Annotated in this window: 10 protein-coding genes; 5 read left to right on the forward strand and 5 right to left on the reverse strand. The window is 46.6% G+C overall.

Annotated features, from left to right (window positions below; all coding sequences use genetic code 11):
- Window position 1 precedes the first annotated feature (1 nt).
- Genes MYF79_RS17005 through MYF79_RS17015 form a run of 3 tightly spaced genes read right to left on the reverse strand, consistent with a single transcriptional unit; the run spans window position 2 to window position 6,486 of the window.
- Complete coding sequence (locus MYF79_RS17005; protein ID WP_247808850.1) at window positions 2-1,261, reverse strand: DUF4959 domain-containing protein; 1,260 nt, start codon at window positions 1,259-1,261, stop codon at window positions 2-4.
- A 35-nt stretch (window positions 1,262-1,296) separates the two neighbouring features.
- Window positions 1,297-3,219, reverse strand: coding sequence for a RagB/SusD family nutrient uptake outer membrane protein (locus MYF79_RS17010; RefSeq protein WP_247808851.1), 1,923 nt, complete (start codon window positions 3,217-3,219; stop codon window positions 1,297-1,299).
- 24 nt (window positions 3,220-3,243) lie between these two features.
- The gene (locus tag MYF79_RS17015; protein WP_247808852.1) at window positions 3,244-6,486 is read right to left on the reverse strand and encodes a SusC/RagA family TonB-linked outer membrane protein; all 3,243 of its coding nucleotides are present in this window, start codon (window positions 6,484-6,486) and stop codon (window positions 3,244-3,246) included.
- Window positions 6,487-6,774: 288 nt separating this feature from the next.
- On the opposite strand from MYF79_RS17015, the gene MYF79_RS17020 reads away from it, so the two are divergent.
- The 4 genes from MYF79_RS17020 (at window position 6,775) to MYF79_RS17035 (ending at window position 10,658) form a co-directional block, all read left to right on the forward strand.
- Entirely contained in the window at window positions 6,775-7,677 is a 903-nt protein-coding gene (locus MYF79_RS17020; protein WP_247808853.1) for an AraC family transcriptional regulator, read from the forward strand.
- 510 nt (window positions 7,678-8,187) lie between these two features.
- Window positions 8,188-8,511, forward strand: a complete 324-nt coding sequence (locus tag MYF79_RS17025) for a S24 family peptidase (RefSeq protein WP_247808854.1) — start codon at window positions 8,188-8,190, stop codon at window positions 8,509-8,511.
- A 282-nt stretch (window positions 8,512-8,793) separates the two neighbouring features.
- The gene (locus MYF79_RS17030) at window positions 8,794-9,237 is read left to right on the forward strand and encodes a MauE/DoxX family redox-associated membrane protein (RefSeq protein WP_247808855.1); all 444 of its coding nucleotides are present in this window, start codon (window positions 8,794-8,796) and stop codon (window positions 9,235-9,237) included.
- Window positions 9,238-10,409: 1,172 nt separating this feature from the next.
- Window positions 10,410-10,658, forward strand: a complete 249-nt coding sequence (locus MYF79_RS17035) for a hypothetical protein (RefSeq protein ID WP_199656489.1) — start codon at window positions 10,410-10,412, stop codon at window positions 10,656-10,658.
- 76 nt (window positions 10,659-10,734) lie between these two features.
- On the opposite strand, the gene MYF79_RS17040 is transcribed toward MYF79_RS17035, so the two are convergent.
- Window positions 10,735-12,114, reverse strand: a complete 1,380-nt coding sequence (locus tag MYF79_RS17040; protein WP_247808856.1) for a RagB/SusD family nutrient uptake outer membrane protein — start codon at window positions 12,112-12,114, stop codon at window positions 10,735-10,737.
- Window positions 12,115-12,162: 48 nt separating this feature from the next.
- Entirely contained in the window at window positions 12,163-15,504 is a 3,342-nt protein-coding gene (locus MYF79_RS17045; protein WP_247808857.1) for a SusC/RagA family TonB-linked outer membrane protein, read from the reverse strand.
- A 387-nt stretch (window positions 15,505-15,891) separates the two neighbouring features.
- Between MYF79_RS17045 and MYF79_RS17050 the strand changes: the two genes are divergently transcribed.
- Window positions 15,892-16,503: an RNA polymerase sigma factor gene (locus MYF79_RS17050; RefSeq protein WP_247808858.1), complete on the forward strand. Its 612-nt coding sequence runs from the start codon at window positions 15,892-15,894 to the stop codon at window positions 16,501-16,503.
- Window positions 16,504-16,509: the final 6 nt, after the last annotated feature.

A 16,509-nucleotide genomic window follows, 5' to 3' on the forward strand; every position in this document is an offset into this window, starting at 1 on the left:
ATTATCTCGGATCTCCCCAGAAGGTCAGCTCAGTCACGTTAAAAAAGTTGTTAGTCTGCGCCATATTGGAAAGGCATTCGAAGCGCATGTACCTTACCTTCGGCAGGTTCAGCGGAAAATTATAGCTGAAGCCCGCATTCCAGAATGCCAGGTCTGCATTAGTATACTGTGGGTTCGGTAATCTGGAAGGTTTGCCCGGTGCATCGAACACACCGAGGTTGATCCAGCCATTAGGCGTCTGGCCACCGACAGGAGGCAGGTTGTGCTCGTCCGGCATGGTCTCGTCTACCGGCTGATCTTCTCTTCCCCACAACACCCATCGCTGTGGCGCTCCTGCCTGCCATAACCAGTTGCCACTACCATCTATTCCCCTGTTCCATATAGTATAGCGGCTTAACCTGGCGGCCTTGCCCATGTCAAATGTGATCACTGCGGGCCATACCAATGGCTGGATGGGTTGTTCTGTATGATAGCCGGGAGATTGCGCGGTGCCGTTCCACAGGTATTGGATCACCCATCCAAAGCCTGTTCTGGCGTCCGTTCCCAGGGGATAGGCCTGGAACAGGGACTTGTCCATCTGGGCTTCAAAGACAGGCGTAATGGTAGAGAGCAGCGTGTCAGAGATATTTCCCCACTGGTCTGTAACATATACCCCGAATTGATGAGGGATGGTATCATAGCCCCGGAGACTGAACGTAATGGTGTCTTCGTTGGTATAATTCTGTGCGATGATCTGGTACTTATTCGTAGCGTCGGGCGCTATGGTAATGATACCCAGGTTTGCTTTTGTCTTATTGAGGCAGGTGATGTTCACGCCACCAAAATCCTGTTGCATGGTCACCGTCGGGCGGGTGAGCAGGTAAGGAGGCGTATCAGGATGTACCGTTACCTTTACAGGCTCTGACGATACCTGTGCACGGCTTACTGTACGCAGCACCACTTCATAGTCCTGGCTCTTGGCAAAACCACTTACCGTAATGCTGTCGGAGTAATAGGAGGACTTTGACTGCCTGCTGGTATTGTCATTGATCTTGTACTCTGCCTGCACATAGAGGATATTTGAGGAGTTAGGCAATTTATAAGTGATATATGCTCCCCCGTTGAAATTCACCACTTTTACGTCAGTGACCGGCCCGGGCTGTGTCATATCGGTGGACACTATTTCATTGTAGCCATCCAGTCTTTTGCAGGACAGCGGTACTGCTGCCATAACGATCAGCAGTAATAAAAGTTGATGTATATGATGTTTGCTGTATTTCATACGTGATAATTAATATGGTAGATGGCTCGGCTGTCTTACCAGTAAAGCGTTTGCACCAGGTTAGGGTTGGTTAAAAGATCGTAGTCCTGTATGGGATACAGGTAGTTCTTCAGGCCAAAGGCTGTCTGCTGTGCGATCCTGATCTGGTAATAACCCTCGGTTGTTCTGTTAAATACATTCCATCCCAGCAGGGGAGTGCTCAACACATTCTGGAGCTCTTTCCATCTGCGCAGGTCCCAGCCCGCCTGTCCCTCGAAAGCAGTTTCAATCCTTCTTTCCTGGTGAATGATAGCCCTTAATCCATCTTTCGAATTGCATTTATTAGGATTGTTGGAATATTGTGACCAGGATGCTACTACTCCCTGGAGACCGGCTCTTTCCCTTACCTTGTCGATCCACATATATACTTCTGCACCAGGGCCATTTACTTCATTCAGGCATTCTGCATACAGCAGCCATAGCCCCGTGAGGCGCATGAAAGGCCATGAGTAGTTCTGTTGTACACTGTTTTGTCCGAAGGTAGTTTGATAAGGCACCAGTTTTTTAGCCCAGTAACCTGTTGCGTTGTAACGCAGCTGGTCGGGCGGTGCAGCAAAGCCATTCACGGCGTTCACGTAATTAGGATTGTTGTCGTCCAGGTTACCCGATCCGAACCATACGCTGCCATCAAAAGCAACATCGGCATAGTAACGCGGTTCCCTGTCGAAGTTGCCCTTCACCGTGGTATATCCTTTTTTGATGTAGTAGGCATGTGTATCATCGCCCGCCTGCAGCTTATAGCGGTTCTTATAGTCCCAGAACCTGTCTTCATTGATAGGTACACCATTGCTGCTGTAAAACAATTCAGATTGCCCGATAGGTACAGAAAAATTGGAATACACAGCAAACACATTGGCGGCGGCTTCTGCGGTGACGCGTGGTGAGGCCATATACTGCCATCCGAACTGTGGATTGAGGGTCCATACCTGCTCAGTATTCCAGCTGTCTACAAAGGCGCCCTGTATGGTGAGCAGTCTGCGGGTAGCATCTGACATATGTACCACACCTCCGGATATCCGCAGCTGATAAAGATCTGCGCCTGCAGCGGTAGCAGCGTCAATCGCCTCCTTACAGGCATTCATTGCGCGTACCCATTTTGTATCGTCATATTCAGCAGGGAAAAGTCTTGTGCCATCGTTCCGTTTCATGGAAGCATAGTCGGGATTGCCGTTAAACAAAGGGCTGGCCTGTGTTACGAGTACTTCCGCCTTTACTGCTTTTGCAATCGTGCCGCTGATGCGTCCCTGTTCTGCAGCCAGGTTCTGGATCACAGGCGGCAGGTCCGCAATGGCTTCATCCAGTAGACGTACCACATAGTTAAAGCAGGAGTCTACAGGTTGCTGTTTGATCCTTACCTGATCAATGGAAGCATTCACCGGGAGGTTCGCATCCACGATAGGGATAGGACCATACATCCTGATCAGCCAATAGTGGAAGTATGCTTTGAGGAATTTAGCTTCCGCATTCCACCTTTTGCGCTGGAATTCCGGCAGGTCGAGTGCGATGTGAGAGTTCTCAAGGAAGATGTTACATTTCCTGATAGCCTGCCACATGTTCAGGCCCATGTTATAACCATCCCAGTAGTTCAGCAGCGGGTTAGCGCTGTTCTGCAAACCGCGGATGATACTGAAGCCGGCATCGCCGCCTCCACCGCCAAGCGTGGTCTGGTCCTGCAATGGATAAGGGAACATTATTTCGCCGGAGGTAGTGAAGCCTGCGTTCCTGCGCACATCTGCCATGGCTTGCAGTGTGGCATAGCAACCGAATAAATAGGCCTGTGTTTCATTGGCATTGGCAAAAGCACTTTCCAATGTGGCAACGTCGTCGGGTACGACGTCCAGGTATTTTTTACAGGAAGGCTGTATTAATATAGCGATGCAGGCGATTGCACAAAGTAGTTGTTTTGTAATGGATCTCATCAGTAATCGTTTACGTTACTTGCATTAAAAATTGACGTTCGCTCCGAAGTTGAGCACCTTCTGAATCGGATAGCTGAATCCCTGGCCGGCCTGCTCAGGATCCCAGAGCTTGAAATGGCTGAAGGTGAACAGGTTCAATCCACTGAAGTACACACGCATACTGGAAATGTACATGCGTTTGGCGAGCGACTTAGGCAGGGTATAACCTACTTCAACTGATTTCAGTCGCATAAAGCTGCCGTCTCTCAGCCACCAGGTGCTCTGTTGCTGGTTGTTCAGGATGTCGGTGGTAGACAGACGAGGCCATAGTGCATAGAGGTGCTGGTTCTCTTCAGACCAGTGGTCGTCGGCATAAGCCTTCAGGATCTGCGCATTGTTTACAAATGGCGCCGTACCATATTTCCCCCAGTACCTGTCGTCCTGTGAAGTGGCGTTAATGAAAAATGATTCCCTGGCCAGCCCCTGGAAGAAGGCATTCAGGTCAAAGTTTTTATATCCCATGGAGAAGCCGAATCCATAGATGATCTGCGGTGTAGTAGGAAGGCCGATAGGCACCTGGTCGTCCTGGTTGATGATACCGTCTTTGTTAACGTCCCTGTATTTGATATCTCCGCCGATCGGTAATGGAGAAGAGCCGAACAACTGTGTAGGAGAGTTGGCAGCTTCCTTATCATCTACAAACAATCTTTCCGCGATATAACCGAAAGGCTGGTTGATCGGTCTGCCTTTCTGAAAACGATAGCTGTATTTATATTCCGGTTCTTCAAAACGGCCATAATGGTTGGAAGTAACGGTGAGGTTGCCTAACACGGAGGCCCACAGGGTCTTTGAAATGTTCTGTTTATAGTTGATGTTCAGATCCAGTCCTTTTGCATAGGCAGTACCTACGTTGGATTTAACAACCGCTTCGAGGCCATTTGTAACAGGGATGTATCCGCGTTGCTGCAGGATGTTGTACCTGTATTCATGGTAGATCTCTGCAGTGATGTTCAGCTGGTGCAGTATGGTGACCTCTGCCGCCAGGTTGGTCTTACGGGCAGTTTCCCATGTTACGCCAGGGTTGGGATAGTTCTGGATGGTGGTACCATACATCTTCACGCTGTTGTTGGTGCCAAATACAGCGGAGGGGCCATTCACATCATCGGGTGTGACGTTGGACAGATAGTAGAAGCGTGTATTGTCGATATTGTCATTTCCAACAAGACCATAGCTACCTCTCAGTTTCAGCCTGGTAACAATGCTGGCAATATCGCCTTTCCAGAATTTCTCGTTAGATATCACCCAGCCTGCGCCAATGGTGGGAAAGAAGCCCCAGCGGTATTGTGTGGAGAAGCGTTCGGAACCATTGTATCCGAAGTTGAACTCCAGGAAATATTTGCTGGCAAATGAATAGGTAGCTCTGCCTGCCAGTCCGAGGTTGCGGTAGGGCAGTGAATACTGCAGGGATGGCAATTGGGTGTTCGGATCATTGGCGTCAGCGTTCAGTTTTTGCTGGCGTGTACCAATGAGGGCAGCGCTGATATTGTGCTTGCCAAAGGTCCTGGCATAATCCAGGCTTCCCTGCAGGTAAAGGAATGTGTTCACATTCTTGTTGCCGGGATAATAGCTGAGGAATTCCTGTGCGCTTCCCGGTTGATTATTCAGCCAGTTGAGCGTATAGGTATTGCTGGCCTGGTCATAGCTTCCAACATCGTAATAGAAAGGTTTATATGCCCTTTTTAAATCGAAGTAGGCGTAGCGGTTAGTACTGAACAGGCCGTGGAATGCCAGCCCTTCGGTAACGAAGTTCAGGTTCTGGTTCACTTCAAACTGGGCCGACAGTTTCGACTCGGAAAATGATTTATACCCGTACATCAGTGCTGCATATGGATTGCTTTGCAGTCCGCCGGTAGTACTAAGCGAGTTACCGAAAAGAATATGTTTGGTCAGCAGGTTAGCGCTGTCTGCAGGGAAATAAGCAGGGAAGGCTACAGGGCTGGTATGGAGCGCCCTGTCGTACATATCGCTGGCAAAACCTGACTGGTCGTCGGTGATAGGCCCTGTATATTCATTGAAATTTCCCCAGAGGCGTACAACTGCTTCTGTGGTTTTGGTGAGTTTAACGTTTACGTTGGAGCGTAACTGGTAGTTTTCAAACTTCATGGAGGAATTGAAGTTATTGACAGGATTGACCTGTAAGATGCCATTGTCCCTGTCGTAAGACCCTGCTATATAATACCTGGCAGCTTCTGTACCACCCTGTACGCTGAAGTTGGCGCGTTGCGTAGTGGTTTGGTCTTTAAACAGTGTCGACATCCAGTCAACAGCAGGATATACATAAGGATTGCTGCCGGGCGCCTTATTCATAGTAGCCTGAGTGTTGATGATCTGGTTGGGCGTATACTGAGGTGTAGCCAGCGGATTGCGGGTGGTCAGCGCCTCATTGTACAGTTTCATGTACGTAACAGGATCTGCCAGTTTTACGGTTTGTGTAGGTTTGGAGATGGAGCGTTCATAGCGGAAGCTCATACGGGCCTTGCCGGTCTTACCTTCCTTGGTAGTGACCAATATAACGCCGTTAGCGCCACGGGCGCCATACAGGGCGGCAGCGCTGGCATCTTTCAGAATGGAGAAGGAAGCAATGTCATCTACCTGTAAGCGGGCCAGGTCATTAGCGCTCAGCTCAACGTTGTCTACCAGTATCAGCGGACTGGCGCTGTAGCCGAAGGTAGTCACACCGCGGATGAAGAAGGATGAATTGTCCAGTCCCGGCTGACCGCCACGCTGGAAGGACACCATGCCGGCAATCTGGCCGGCCATGGCATTGGTAAGATTGCTGGAGGGGATCTTGAGGGCCGCAGGATCAATACTCGTAACAGATCCTACTACGGCCTCTTTCCTTTGTTTTCTTCCATAAGCCACCACTACCACTTCTTCGGCGCTGAAGGTGGCGGGCCGCATTACCAGGTTGATCACCTTTGTGTTGGGCGTAATGGAAATAAATTGTTGTTCAAAGCCCACAAACGAAAACCTGAGCAGGGTACCCGGCTCTACGTCAAGCACGAACTTTCCGTTTGCGTTAGTGGATGTTGCGACGTTCTTCTTGTTTTCAGCTACAATGTTCACCCCTTCAAGTTTAGCACCGGAGGAATCTGTCACTGTTCCCGTAACGGTTAGTTTTTCAGTCTGTTGCGCTGCAGCATTGTAGGTAAGGAACGTGGATAGCAGAAAAAGAAGGCATGCGGATTTTAAGGCCCTTAGCCTGTACGTGGAGAGGTATTCTGGCATAAACCAAGATTTAGGAAGATAGTGTGAATAAAACTATTTCAACATGGAATTGCGGGCAAAACTATCTTATGGAAGATGTAATGAAAATGGAACATTCATTTATTTTGATGGATTATTCTACGATTTTGGACAAAATACTAAATTTGGATCCGGCCGGATTTTGATGAAGTCAAGATTGTATTGGGCTGTGGTAATTTAGTATGAATCACGTTATTGGTCCGTAAAATAGTCCAACCTGTGCCGTATTAAAATAGTATTGGGCTAAGTTAATTTAATATCTGCCACGTTATGAGAACGGTAAAACGAAAAGATGGTTTCGAGGGAGAACGCATGATCAGCCTTCCGGAAACTGTCTGGAAAAACGCCATTAAAGCCAACCCGGTAATTGGTCAGTTGTACATCACCCACATCGGTTATTTTCCCAGAGCGGCTTATCATTACCGCGAGCGAAAGCATGGTTGCCAGGACAACATCCTGTTGTACTGCATAAAAGGAAAAGGCTGGTATACTGTGAATGACAGGCATTTTGAGATGGTGGCCAACCAGTTTGTGATCATACCTGCAACGAAGGCCTGCCTGCGTTACGGATCGGACGATGAAAATCCATGGACCATCTATTGGGTGCATTTCAGCGGAAAGGATATAGATAATTTCAACCGCGGATTCAATATTGGTCTGCTGGATGGCCCGCAAAATATCCATTCCAATGAGACAGGTATCCAGTTATGGGACCTTATGTATCAGACCCTGAATATGGGATTTGGTAAAGACAACCTGGGGAAGGCGAATTTATGCCTGTATCATTTCATCTCTTCTTTCCTGTACCCGGAGAAGGAACGGCGGCGGGAGAATGAGGCGAAGGACAGGATAGATGGTACGATAAAATATATGCAGCAGCATTTGTCTGCAGTGCTGACTGTGGAAGATCTGGCGCAGCAATGCGAGCTGTCGCCCTCTCACTTTTCTACGCTGTTCAAGAAAGCAACGGGTATGTCGCCGTTGAACTATTTTATTCATCTGAAGTTGCAGGAGGCCTGTTTGCTGCTATATACTACGGATATGAAGATCAAGGATGTAGCGGCGGCCATTGGCTATGACGATCCCTATCATTTTTCCCGTTTGTTTAAGAAAACGATGCATATTTCTCCGGAGCAGTATCGTGGGATGAGAAGGAAGGAGCATATACAGTGACTGTATGCCGGGGGCCTGACTGACTGTAAAGTTAATCCTGGAATTTACAATCAGCTGTAAAGTTAGTCCTGAAGTTCCGCGCAAGAACTGTAAAGTTTTTTTGTATCAAACCGGCAAAAAGGCGGCAAAAAGTTACAGGACCAGGTAACAAAAACCAGGGCTTGACATTCGGTAGAGGTTCGCTCAAGGTAGCCTCATCCTCCCTTAATCTTCCGTTCCGCAACGGAAGATTAAGGGAGGATGAGGCTACCTTGAGCGAATCTCCACTAGCGGAAATAGCTTTGTCTTACAGGGGAAGCGCCGCCCCTTTTTTTAAATGTTCCGAAAAGCGGCTTTTAAGGCTGTATAATGCCATAATATGGATTAGAGCACCAGTTAATGTGCTATCGGTGTATTGGGCTAAAATATCGCCTCCAAAGACGTTTTTTTAAGAACATGTTTTTCCTGGCAGGCAGGGGCAGGGTTAGTAATGTTATATTTCGTTATTTTTGCATTCAATTTTTTAACAAGATGAATAAATACGAAAGACTGAAAACCGAACTGCAGACTGCGGGGACGGGAAGAATGAAAGCCTTTGGGAGCTCGATGTTACCCATTTTGAAAAGCGGAAGCCTGCTTACCTTCGAAAAAGCAACGGAATATGAGATTGGCGATATTGTATTCTGCAAGGTGAGAGGCCGTTACATTGATGCGCATAAGATCGTGAAGAGGGATACCAACAAGGGGTTTCTGATAGCGAATAATCATGGCTTTGAGAACGGATGGACCAAGATCATTTTCGGCCGTGTAGTAACCGGAGAATTTGATAACAGGATCATTTACAAGAGAGGTTGATCAGCGTATACCCCAATTGCCCCGGGCCCCTTCGCGTTGTTTGCGCAGAGAAATAAAGGCCCCGGGTTCTCAAAAAAGTAGTTGCCCCAACCATCATCAGCGCCTATACTTAAACCTGCTAAACCCGCCTCAAACCTGCCTTATCAGTTAAGAGCAGCGTAATAAGTTCCTGAAAAAAGGTCGCCCTAATTAACATAGGATTAACGAAGTTGTAATAAAAAGAAATTACCTTGGTTATCTGCTTGAGATCCCGTAGAACGGGGGGTACTAAAAAAAATGTTTATGCAAACAGGAAGCATAAAAACCAGGAATACTATTCTCCTGATCTGTTACTTTTTGTTCACAAGTATGTTTATCTATGCCGCTGTATCCAAACTGATGAATTACCGGATATTTATTCTTCAGATGGATCGTCAGCCATTCCCGGATAAGTATACGCACTTACTGGTATGGAGTGTGCTTTCATCTGAGATCCTGGCGGCCGTCATGATGATGACCCTTTCCCTGAGGAGGATAGGGTTGTTCTTTGCTACGGGACTAATGGTATGTTTTACTATTTACATCATCCTTGTAAAATTGAACTACTATGGTGTGATACCCTGTAGTTGTGGCGGGGTAATAGCGCGTTTTTCATGGACGCAACACCTCATCTTTAATCTCATTTTTGTCGCTATCGGCATTGTTGGTATTTACCTGGAACAACAATTCAGAAGAAAGATGGCATAGTTACTATCATAGGAAACATTTTTACGTTGCTTACGTTTATACATAACATATTACAGAACAGCAAACGCTTACGTACGGGGATAATCGAGACAAAATCACTTTCTGAACGCGGGACATAAGGGATAGTTTATTGCATTGAGAGTAAAACGCTTTCTGCCAGACAGGGAGGCTGAGTGGGCAATCTCCTGATCTTTATTTATTAAAGATAATACTGCTTAAAATGAACGTGTCGCAGGCATGAGGGTAATTTCATGCCTTATAACGGGGGAATCATGCCTAAAGGGCGAATCGTGTCTTAAAGGGGAGTTATGCCTTAAAGAGAATGTCATGTTTTAATGGAGGAGCCGAGCTTAAAAAGGATGTCAGGCCTTAATGGGGGCGTCTTGCCTTAAAAGCGAAGTTGCGGTCTTAAAAAAGGCTGTCAGGCCTTGATGGGAATGTCATGCCTTAAAGACAAGCTATGGTTAGAAAAGGATGTTATGCCTTAGTGGGAGCGGCATGTCTGTAACGGAAAAGTTCTCGTCAAAAAAAGGCTGTTACGGCCTAATGGGAATGTCATGCCTTAAAGACAAGCTGTGGTCAGAAAAGGATGTTATGCCTTAATGGGAGCGGCATGTCTTTAATGGAAAGTTGTCGTCAAAAAAAGGCTGTCAGGCCTTAATGGGAATGTCATGCCTTGCAGACAAGCTGTGGTCAGAAAAGGATGTTATGCCTTAGTGGGAGCGGCATGTCTTTAATGGAAAGTTGTCGTCAAAAAAAGGCTGTCAGCCTTGATGGATAGTCGTAGTCTTTAAAAAGATAGTTACGGCTTAAGGGGAATGCCATGCCTTAAAAGATAAGCTGTGGTCAAAAAAAGGATGTTATGCCTTAATGGGAGTGGCATGCCTTTAACGAAAAAGTTGTGGCCTTAAAAAGGACCCACACCTTAATGGGGAAAGTATGCTTTAAGCGAGAAGTTGTGGTCTGAGAAAAGGAGGTTACACTTTGATGAGAAAGGCCTGTCTTAAAGGGGAAGTCGTGATTTTATTGAAAGCATCACGCCTTAACGGGAATGGCATGCCTTAAAGGGAGCAGCCCTCATAGTAGTAGTGCAAAATGTATTTCTGACAATTTCAAAATAACGACCAATCAAATCAATCACCTCAATTACTCAATTATTAATTAGCATTCGTATGAAAAAGATCAAACTTCTATTCGCAGCCCTCGCCGCTGTAGCAGGAACAAGCGGCGCTATCGCATCCAATCTTCCTTCTTCCTCTTCTGCAGACGTGTTACATAACTGGATCAACTGGGACAATCAGCTTGTGCTGGTAAATGCGACGAAGGAACAGGCGCAAACGCTTTGTTCGGGCACATTCAATATCTGTCTTCGTGCTCAGGATAACACGAGCATCTATACAAACGGAGACGTTACGTATTAAGATCGCGAAAGCGCAACAGCACCAGGTAGACAGTTACCTGGTGCTGTCTTATACTGCCTGTAGCTGCATCTTTGGGTTAGTATCCTTCATTTTGTCCGAGTGCGGGATTTAAGGCTCTTTGTGATTGCGGTATGGGCCATAATTCCTTTGTTGCTTTCCAGTCAGATCTAATTGTCTGCATGGTTTCAGAGGCTTTGCCCATCCGGCGGAGATCTAACCATCTATGCCCGCATTCTGTAAAAAGTTCAACTCTTCGTTCTCTCTCTATTTTTTCGGATAGTTCGGCAGCAGATATGCCCGGATCCGTGGTCTGTATTAAGGGAAGGCCTGCGCGCTGGCGTATGGCATCAAGGTCTGCGATGGCCCCGGGCAATGAATTAAGGTGCACGCGGCACTCTGCCCGAATCAGCAGGATCTCGGCAAGGCGGAATATCATGTTATATTCCAGCGGTTTTGAGTTAACGATGAAGTCAGCCCTTCGCTTATACTTAAACGGATAGTAGTAGGTGATACCGTTGACGACCTTCGTGGCTACCCACGCTTTCCAGCGCTTGTCATTTATTTCAAACGCGGCTCTGAGGTATGTCGTCAGGGCAAAAGACGGCCTGGCCGCTTCCACTGGAATAAATGTATTGCCTTCCATGGTATTGTAGCCTACAAGAACAGGTTGTATCTGTAATATGGTTTCAACACTGTTAGCGAGAAAGACTTCCTCCGGAGCTGCCGTCAGCTGATACCGGCCCGTGTTGATGATTTCAGAGGCTTCTTTCTCTGCCGCCTGCCATTGCTGCTCATAGAGGTAAAACCGGGCCAGCAGCGCAGCGACTGTACTTTTATTGGCCCTTACCCTTTCATTCGTAGGGTAGGCATCTGAAAGTAATTCCTTTGCAGTAAGCAGATCTGTAAGGATCATCTTCCTGATAGCTTCTTTTGGTGTTCTGGGCATGTTTTCGTTGACCCTGTAGTCTGTTACCGTAATGAGTGGCACCTCTCCGAATAGCTGCAACAGCTGGAAGTAAATGAATGCTCTCAGAAACCGGCATTCTCCGCTTAGCTGGTTTTTGGTGGCATCAGAAATGCCCGTGCTCTTATCCAATTTTTCCAGGCAGGTATTGATCTGGTAGACGAAACGATAACTGTTGCTCCAGAAGTTGCTTTCTATGACCGTATTGCCGGTTGAAATAGTACTATTGTTAAATTCCTGGACGGAAGCAGTTGATCCGGTATAGAAAGCTTCGTCTCCATATAATGATGTGTAAAAGGTGATGGCCGCCATAAACACATTGGAGGAGCCGGCGATGTTGGAATAGATACCCAGGACGGCAGCTTCGGCTGTTTCTTTATTTTTGAACAGGTCATCTCCTACGGCTTTGTTAGTCGGATTGTCGACATTCAGTAAGTTACAACTGAACAAAAGACAGCAGCTAATTGCTGTCAGATAAAATTGCTTTTTCATTTTGTGGTTAATAAACGTATTGTGCATATAGTATTGTTTCATTCGTCTCTATTGTAAAGAAACCCTGATCCCTCCTGTAACGGTTCTGAGCGTAGGCAGACTAAGGATATCCGCCGTTTCGGGGTCGCCTTGCTTATACCTGCTGATCGTGAAGAGATTCTGGGCATTACAGAAGATGGTTAGTTGTACCGGTGTTTTATCTTTATGCTTGCATATATCCAGTGAATAGGAAATGGCAACATTCCGGCATTTCAGAAAGCTTCCGTCGGCGTATGCTTCTTCGGATTTAATGATTTCATTTTTGATAGCATAGACTGGTCCGGTCGGCCTCGTTGAATATTTCGGATATCTCGCTATATCGCCTTTTTGCCGCCAACGATCAAGTACCAGGTCGGACTGGTTAAACATGGTTCCCGGAAAGAAGTTATTGATGTAAGTTCTGTAGAGATAATTAGGGATCAGCTGCTTTCTGAATTCGGCGGCTAAGGAAAAACTGAGCCCCTTATATTGTAAATTCAGCTGGATGCCGCCGTGATACAAAGGGTCAAGGTTCCCGATCACTTTATAGTCGGTTGCGGTGTAATGACCATTACCGTCTGCATCTGCGAACTTAAAAATGCCGCTATCAGGCGATACCCCCCGGGACTGTAGTCTATAGAGCACATTCAACGATTCTCCGATCACATAAGTTTCAGCATAAGATGATTTGGCCAGGTTGTTAAAACGGAGCAGTTTATTCCTGGCGATGCTGATATTAAATGCGGCATTGAGTACAAATGACTTGCTTTTAACGAGATCCCCGTTAATGGCAAATTCCCAGCCGCTGCTTTGCACCAGCGCGTCAAAATTCCTTAGTATGCTGCTAAAGCCTGTTTGCGTTGGTAAGGTATAGTATATTAACTGGTTGTCGCTCCTGTTGCGGAACCAGGCAAACGAAGTGAACAGGCGGTCTTTGAAAAACCCCAGTTCCAGTGCCGACTCGATCTTTCGGGTCCTTTCCCAGTTGTAGGCAGGGTTGTAGAGTGCGTCTGGAAACATAGTCGTCGTGTTTTGATAAGGATTACCAAGGGAAAGGGACCAGGTATCGAGGTACTTGTAATCCGCTATCTGGTCATTCCCTGTAACGCCGAGGCTTGAGCGGAGTTTTCCGAAACTAAGAAAGCGCAATGTTTTTTTAAAATAGGGTTCTTCGGAAAAGATCCAGGCTGCCCCTACGGAGCCGAAGTTACTAAAGCGGTGTTCAGGGCTGAATTTGGAGCTGCCGTCCCTTCGTCCTGAAAGATTAACGATGTACCTGTTCCTGAGCTTATAGGTGATCCTGCTGAAGACAGCGCCATATTTATACTCAAGGCGGTTCGTGAGTTTGCTGGATATCACAGGCGCACCATCGATTGAGGAAAGCAGGGCATCATTGGTATAGCCTGTTCCTACTATCGTGTAGGTATAATTACTGGTATACTGATAGGAAGCTCCTGCAAGTATGGTCAGTTCCCCGTTGTTGATATGGCGATAGTATTCTGCCTGAGGCTCTAAAAGATAGCTTTTGTAGTTATTGTTCCCGAAGGACGAAGTACCTGTAATATTATCAGTAAGATAGGGATTCTGGGATGCTATGGGGATCCTTAGATTTTCATTTGCCGTCGTGCTGTTATATCCCAGGTTGACTTTTACCTTAAGGTCCTGCAAAATGGCATATTGGGCATTTAGGTTTACAATCTGGTTTTCCTTTTCATGCACGTAGGTTTTCAGGAATTCTGCTGCCGGATTTGTAAACGGTTCGTTTCCTTCTATCCAATTGAGTTGTTTGTTCTCATCGTATAATTTAGGCGCGTTGGGAACCAGTATAATAGCCGACAGCGGATTGTTGAACATTTTATTCCTGTCTTTCCCATAGTTGCAGTATAGCCCAAGTCTGAACCTGCTGTCTGCAGATCTGTGGTTGAGCGAAAAACTAGCGGTTCCCCTGAGATAGGCCATGTCAGAAGGATGTACAGTGCCTTCCCGGTAGAAGCCGAGACTCATCATCATCTGGGTAACAGCATTGCCACCGGAGAGGTACAGGTTGGCGCGGCTGGTTGGGGCGTTGCCGCCTATCAGCCAGCGCTGCCAGTTGGTATACCGTGTTGTATCCCACGACAGTAGATCAGGGGCATAGCCCGCATCACCGGGAGTATTTGAAGGCGTGAGCCCATCGTTCCGGAGGGCTTCATGCCGGACGCTGAGGTACTGTTGTGTATTGAGTAACCTGAGCATGCTGCTGACCCGGCTGAAGCCCGTTGCATATTCCGCCCTGAGTTTTAGTTTGCCGGAGGTGCCTTTTTTCGTGGTGATATGAATAACGCCGTTCCCGCCACGACTGCCATAGATAGCAGTAGCATCGGCGTCTTTTAACACCTCAATGCTCTCTATATCCAGGGCGTTAAAGATGGAGAACAGTCCCACATTGCTGTTTGGATGGTTGGTAAGAAGGTTGATATTCTGACTACCGGCTGGCAGCGGAATACCGTCAACAACGATCAGGGGCGTATTGTTACTCAGGAAGGAGTTTTGTACCCTGAGAAGGATATCCAGCGGAGTGCCCGGCGCGCCACTGGCCTGGTGAATAGTCAGGCCGGGTACCCTGCCCTGAAGTGCCAGAAGAGGATTACTTGCAGGATATTTTTCAATATCGCCTCCGGCGATCTTCGAGATATTTCCTGTATTTAATCTTTTCGAGGTCGTGCCATAGGCGATGATCACAGTTTCATCAAGTGGACTGGTATGTTGGCGAAGTACCACAATGATATCCTTGTCAGGATCAGTAACGGAATATTCCTGCGTGTCATAACCGGTATAACTGATCTGCAGGACGGGATGAGGATCGGTGGACGAGAGGAAGAACTGTCCGTCTTCTTTGGCGCTATATCTGTTGTTGGTCTTTTTTATCAGGATGGTGGCACCGGGAAGCGGACTCCCGGAGCTGTCAAATACCTGTCCGTGTAAACGGTATGTTCTTGTCTCATTAGCGTTATTGGATGGACGCTCCTGTACCGGCATGTCGGGGACAGAAGGTGATTTGAATATAATGATGGTGCCTCCCTCTACTTTGCCGGAGAAACCTTTTTTATTGACTAAGCGATTAACGACAGCAAGTACCGGTTCGTCAACGGCACGGAAGGTATATCTCTCCTGATCATCAAGATCGTTATGCGAATAAATGAAATACAGTTTGGTCTGGGTACTGATGATATTAAATATGTCGAGTAATGTCGTGTTGTGTACAGAGAAACTCACCTTCATGGCCGCAGGAGATGGTTTATCCTGCGCAATCACGGCAGTGGAAAAGTATAAAGAGAGATGAAGTAGTAGCATGGGATATAACGTGCTGGCATGCCTCCTGGAAAGTTGCATATCTCTGGTATGAGTTTTTTATTAGAGTATCGGTAATATTCCCGTTGGGGGTAGACAATTTTTTTAGCTAAACTGAATAAATGATAGTTGTGTTTTTTGGTGTTACTTATGCTTGAAAAAAAAAGTGAATTAGTCCAAAATAGCGGTGGTAAAGCCTTTCATAACATATAAACCGGGCGCTAGTAACCGGATAATTTTATTATCATAATGATAATAGCTAATTTAGTACACTTTCTCCTGACTCGACTCTTTCATGTCAATCTTATGATAATCCCAAGACAATTTATTTGATGATCAGATTACGCGGGAATTGCGTTGTCAGCATTTTGTAATGCGAATATTAAGTCCACGGAGAATGGTAAAAACCGGAAAATCAACATATCATATATGGAACTACCAGAGAACGAATCGTTGATCAGGCAGCTAAATGAGGGCAACGAGAGGGCCTTTAACCGGCTCTTTGAGCTGTATGCCAGCGATGTCAAAGCATGTGCACTTTATTACCTCAGAAACGCGGAGGATGCGGAAGACATTGTACAGGAACTGTTTCTTGAAATATGGAGAAGAAAGGGCACCCTGAGGATCAGGGGTGACCTCAGGTCCTATCTTATTTCTGCAACGTACAATAAAAGTATAACCAAGTCCGGGAGAAACAAGCGTTACGAGCAGAAGAAACAGCAGTATTCAGAGGATATAGAACCGTACGGGGTGGAACTGTTGCCTTTTGACCGGGAAAGCGAAAGGATGGAACAGATAAAGCAGGTCTTGAAAAAGGTGCCGAAAAAGAGCCGGGAGGCGTTTGAAATGATCCATTTTCAGCAATTGAGCTATAAAGAGGCCTCTGCGAAGACAGGAGTAACGGAGGCGACCCTGAAGAGCCATGTACAGAATGCGGCGAATTTCATCCGGAAAGAACTCGGTTCGGAGAAGAAAAACAGGGGAGGCTCAAAAAAAATTTTAATTCTTTTCATCTATTTCTTATCCCAGGCTTGTCTATAATAATAT

The organism is Chitinophaga filiformis (assembly GCF_023100805.1).
GTDB lineage: Bacteria > Bacteroidota > Bacteroidia > Chitinophagales > Chitinophagaceae > Chitinophaga > Chitinophaga filiformis_B.

What these genes read in the sequence shown, in the direction of transcription:
- MYF79_RS17005 (WP_247808850.1), bottom strand. Translation starts at nt 1,261, where the DNA reads ATGAAATACAGCAAACATCATATACATCAACTTTTATTACTGCTGATC.
- MYF79_RS17010 (WP_247808851.1), bottom strand. Translation starts at nt 3,219, where the DNA reads ATGAGATCCATTACAAAACAACTACTTTGTGCAATCGCCTGCATCGCT.
- MYF79_RS17015 (WP_247808852.1), bottom strand. Translation starts at nt 6,486, where the DNA reads ATGCCAGAATACCTCTCCACGTACAGGCTAAGGGCCTTAAAATCCGCA.
- MYF79_RS17020 (WP_247808853.1), top strand. Translation starts at nt 6,775, where the DNA reads ATGAGAACGGTAAAACGAAAAGATGGTTTCGAGGGAGAACGCATGATC.
- MYF79_RS17025 (WP_247808854.1), top strand. Translation starts at nt 8,188, where the DNA reads ATGAATAAATACGAAAGACTGAAAACCGAACTGCAGACTGCGGGGACG.
- MYF79_RS17030 (WP_247808855.1), top strand. Translation starts at nt 8,794, where the DNA reads ATGCAAACAGGAAGCATAAAAACCAGGAATACTATTCTCCTGATCTGT.
- MYF79_RS17035 (WP_199656489.1), top strand. Translation starts at nt 10,410, where the DNA reads ATGAAAAAGATCAAACTTCTATTCGCAGCCCTCGCCGCTGTAGCAGGA.
- MYF79_RS17040 (WP_247808856.1), bottom strand. Translation starts at nt 12,114, where the DNA reads ATGAAAAAGCAATTTTATCTGACAGCAATTAGCTGCTGTCTTTTGTTC.
- MYF79_RS17045 (WP_247808857.1), bottom strand. Translation starts at nt 15,504, where the DNA reads ATGCAACTTTCCAGGAGGCATGCCAGCACGTTATATCCCATGCTACTA.
- MYF79_RS17050 (WP_247808858.1), top strand. Translation starts at nt 15,892, where the DNA reads ATGGAACTACCAGAGAACGAATCGTTGATCAGGCAGCTAAATGAGGGC.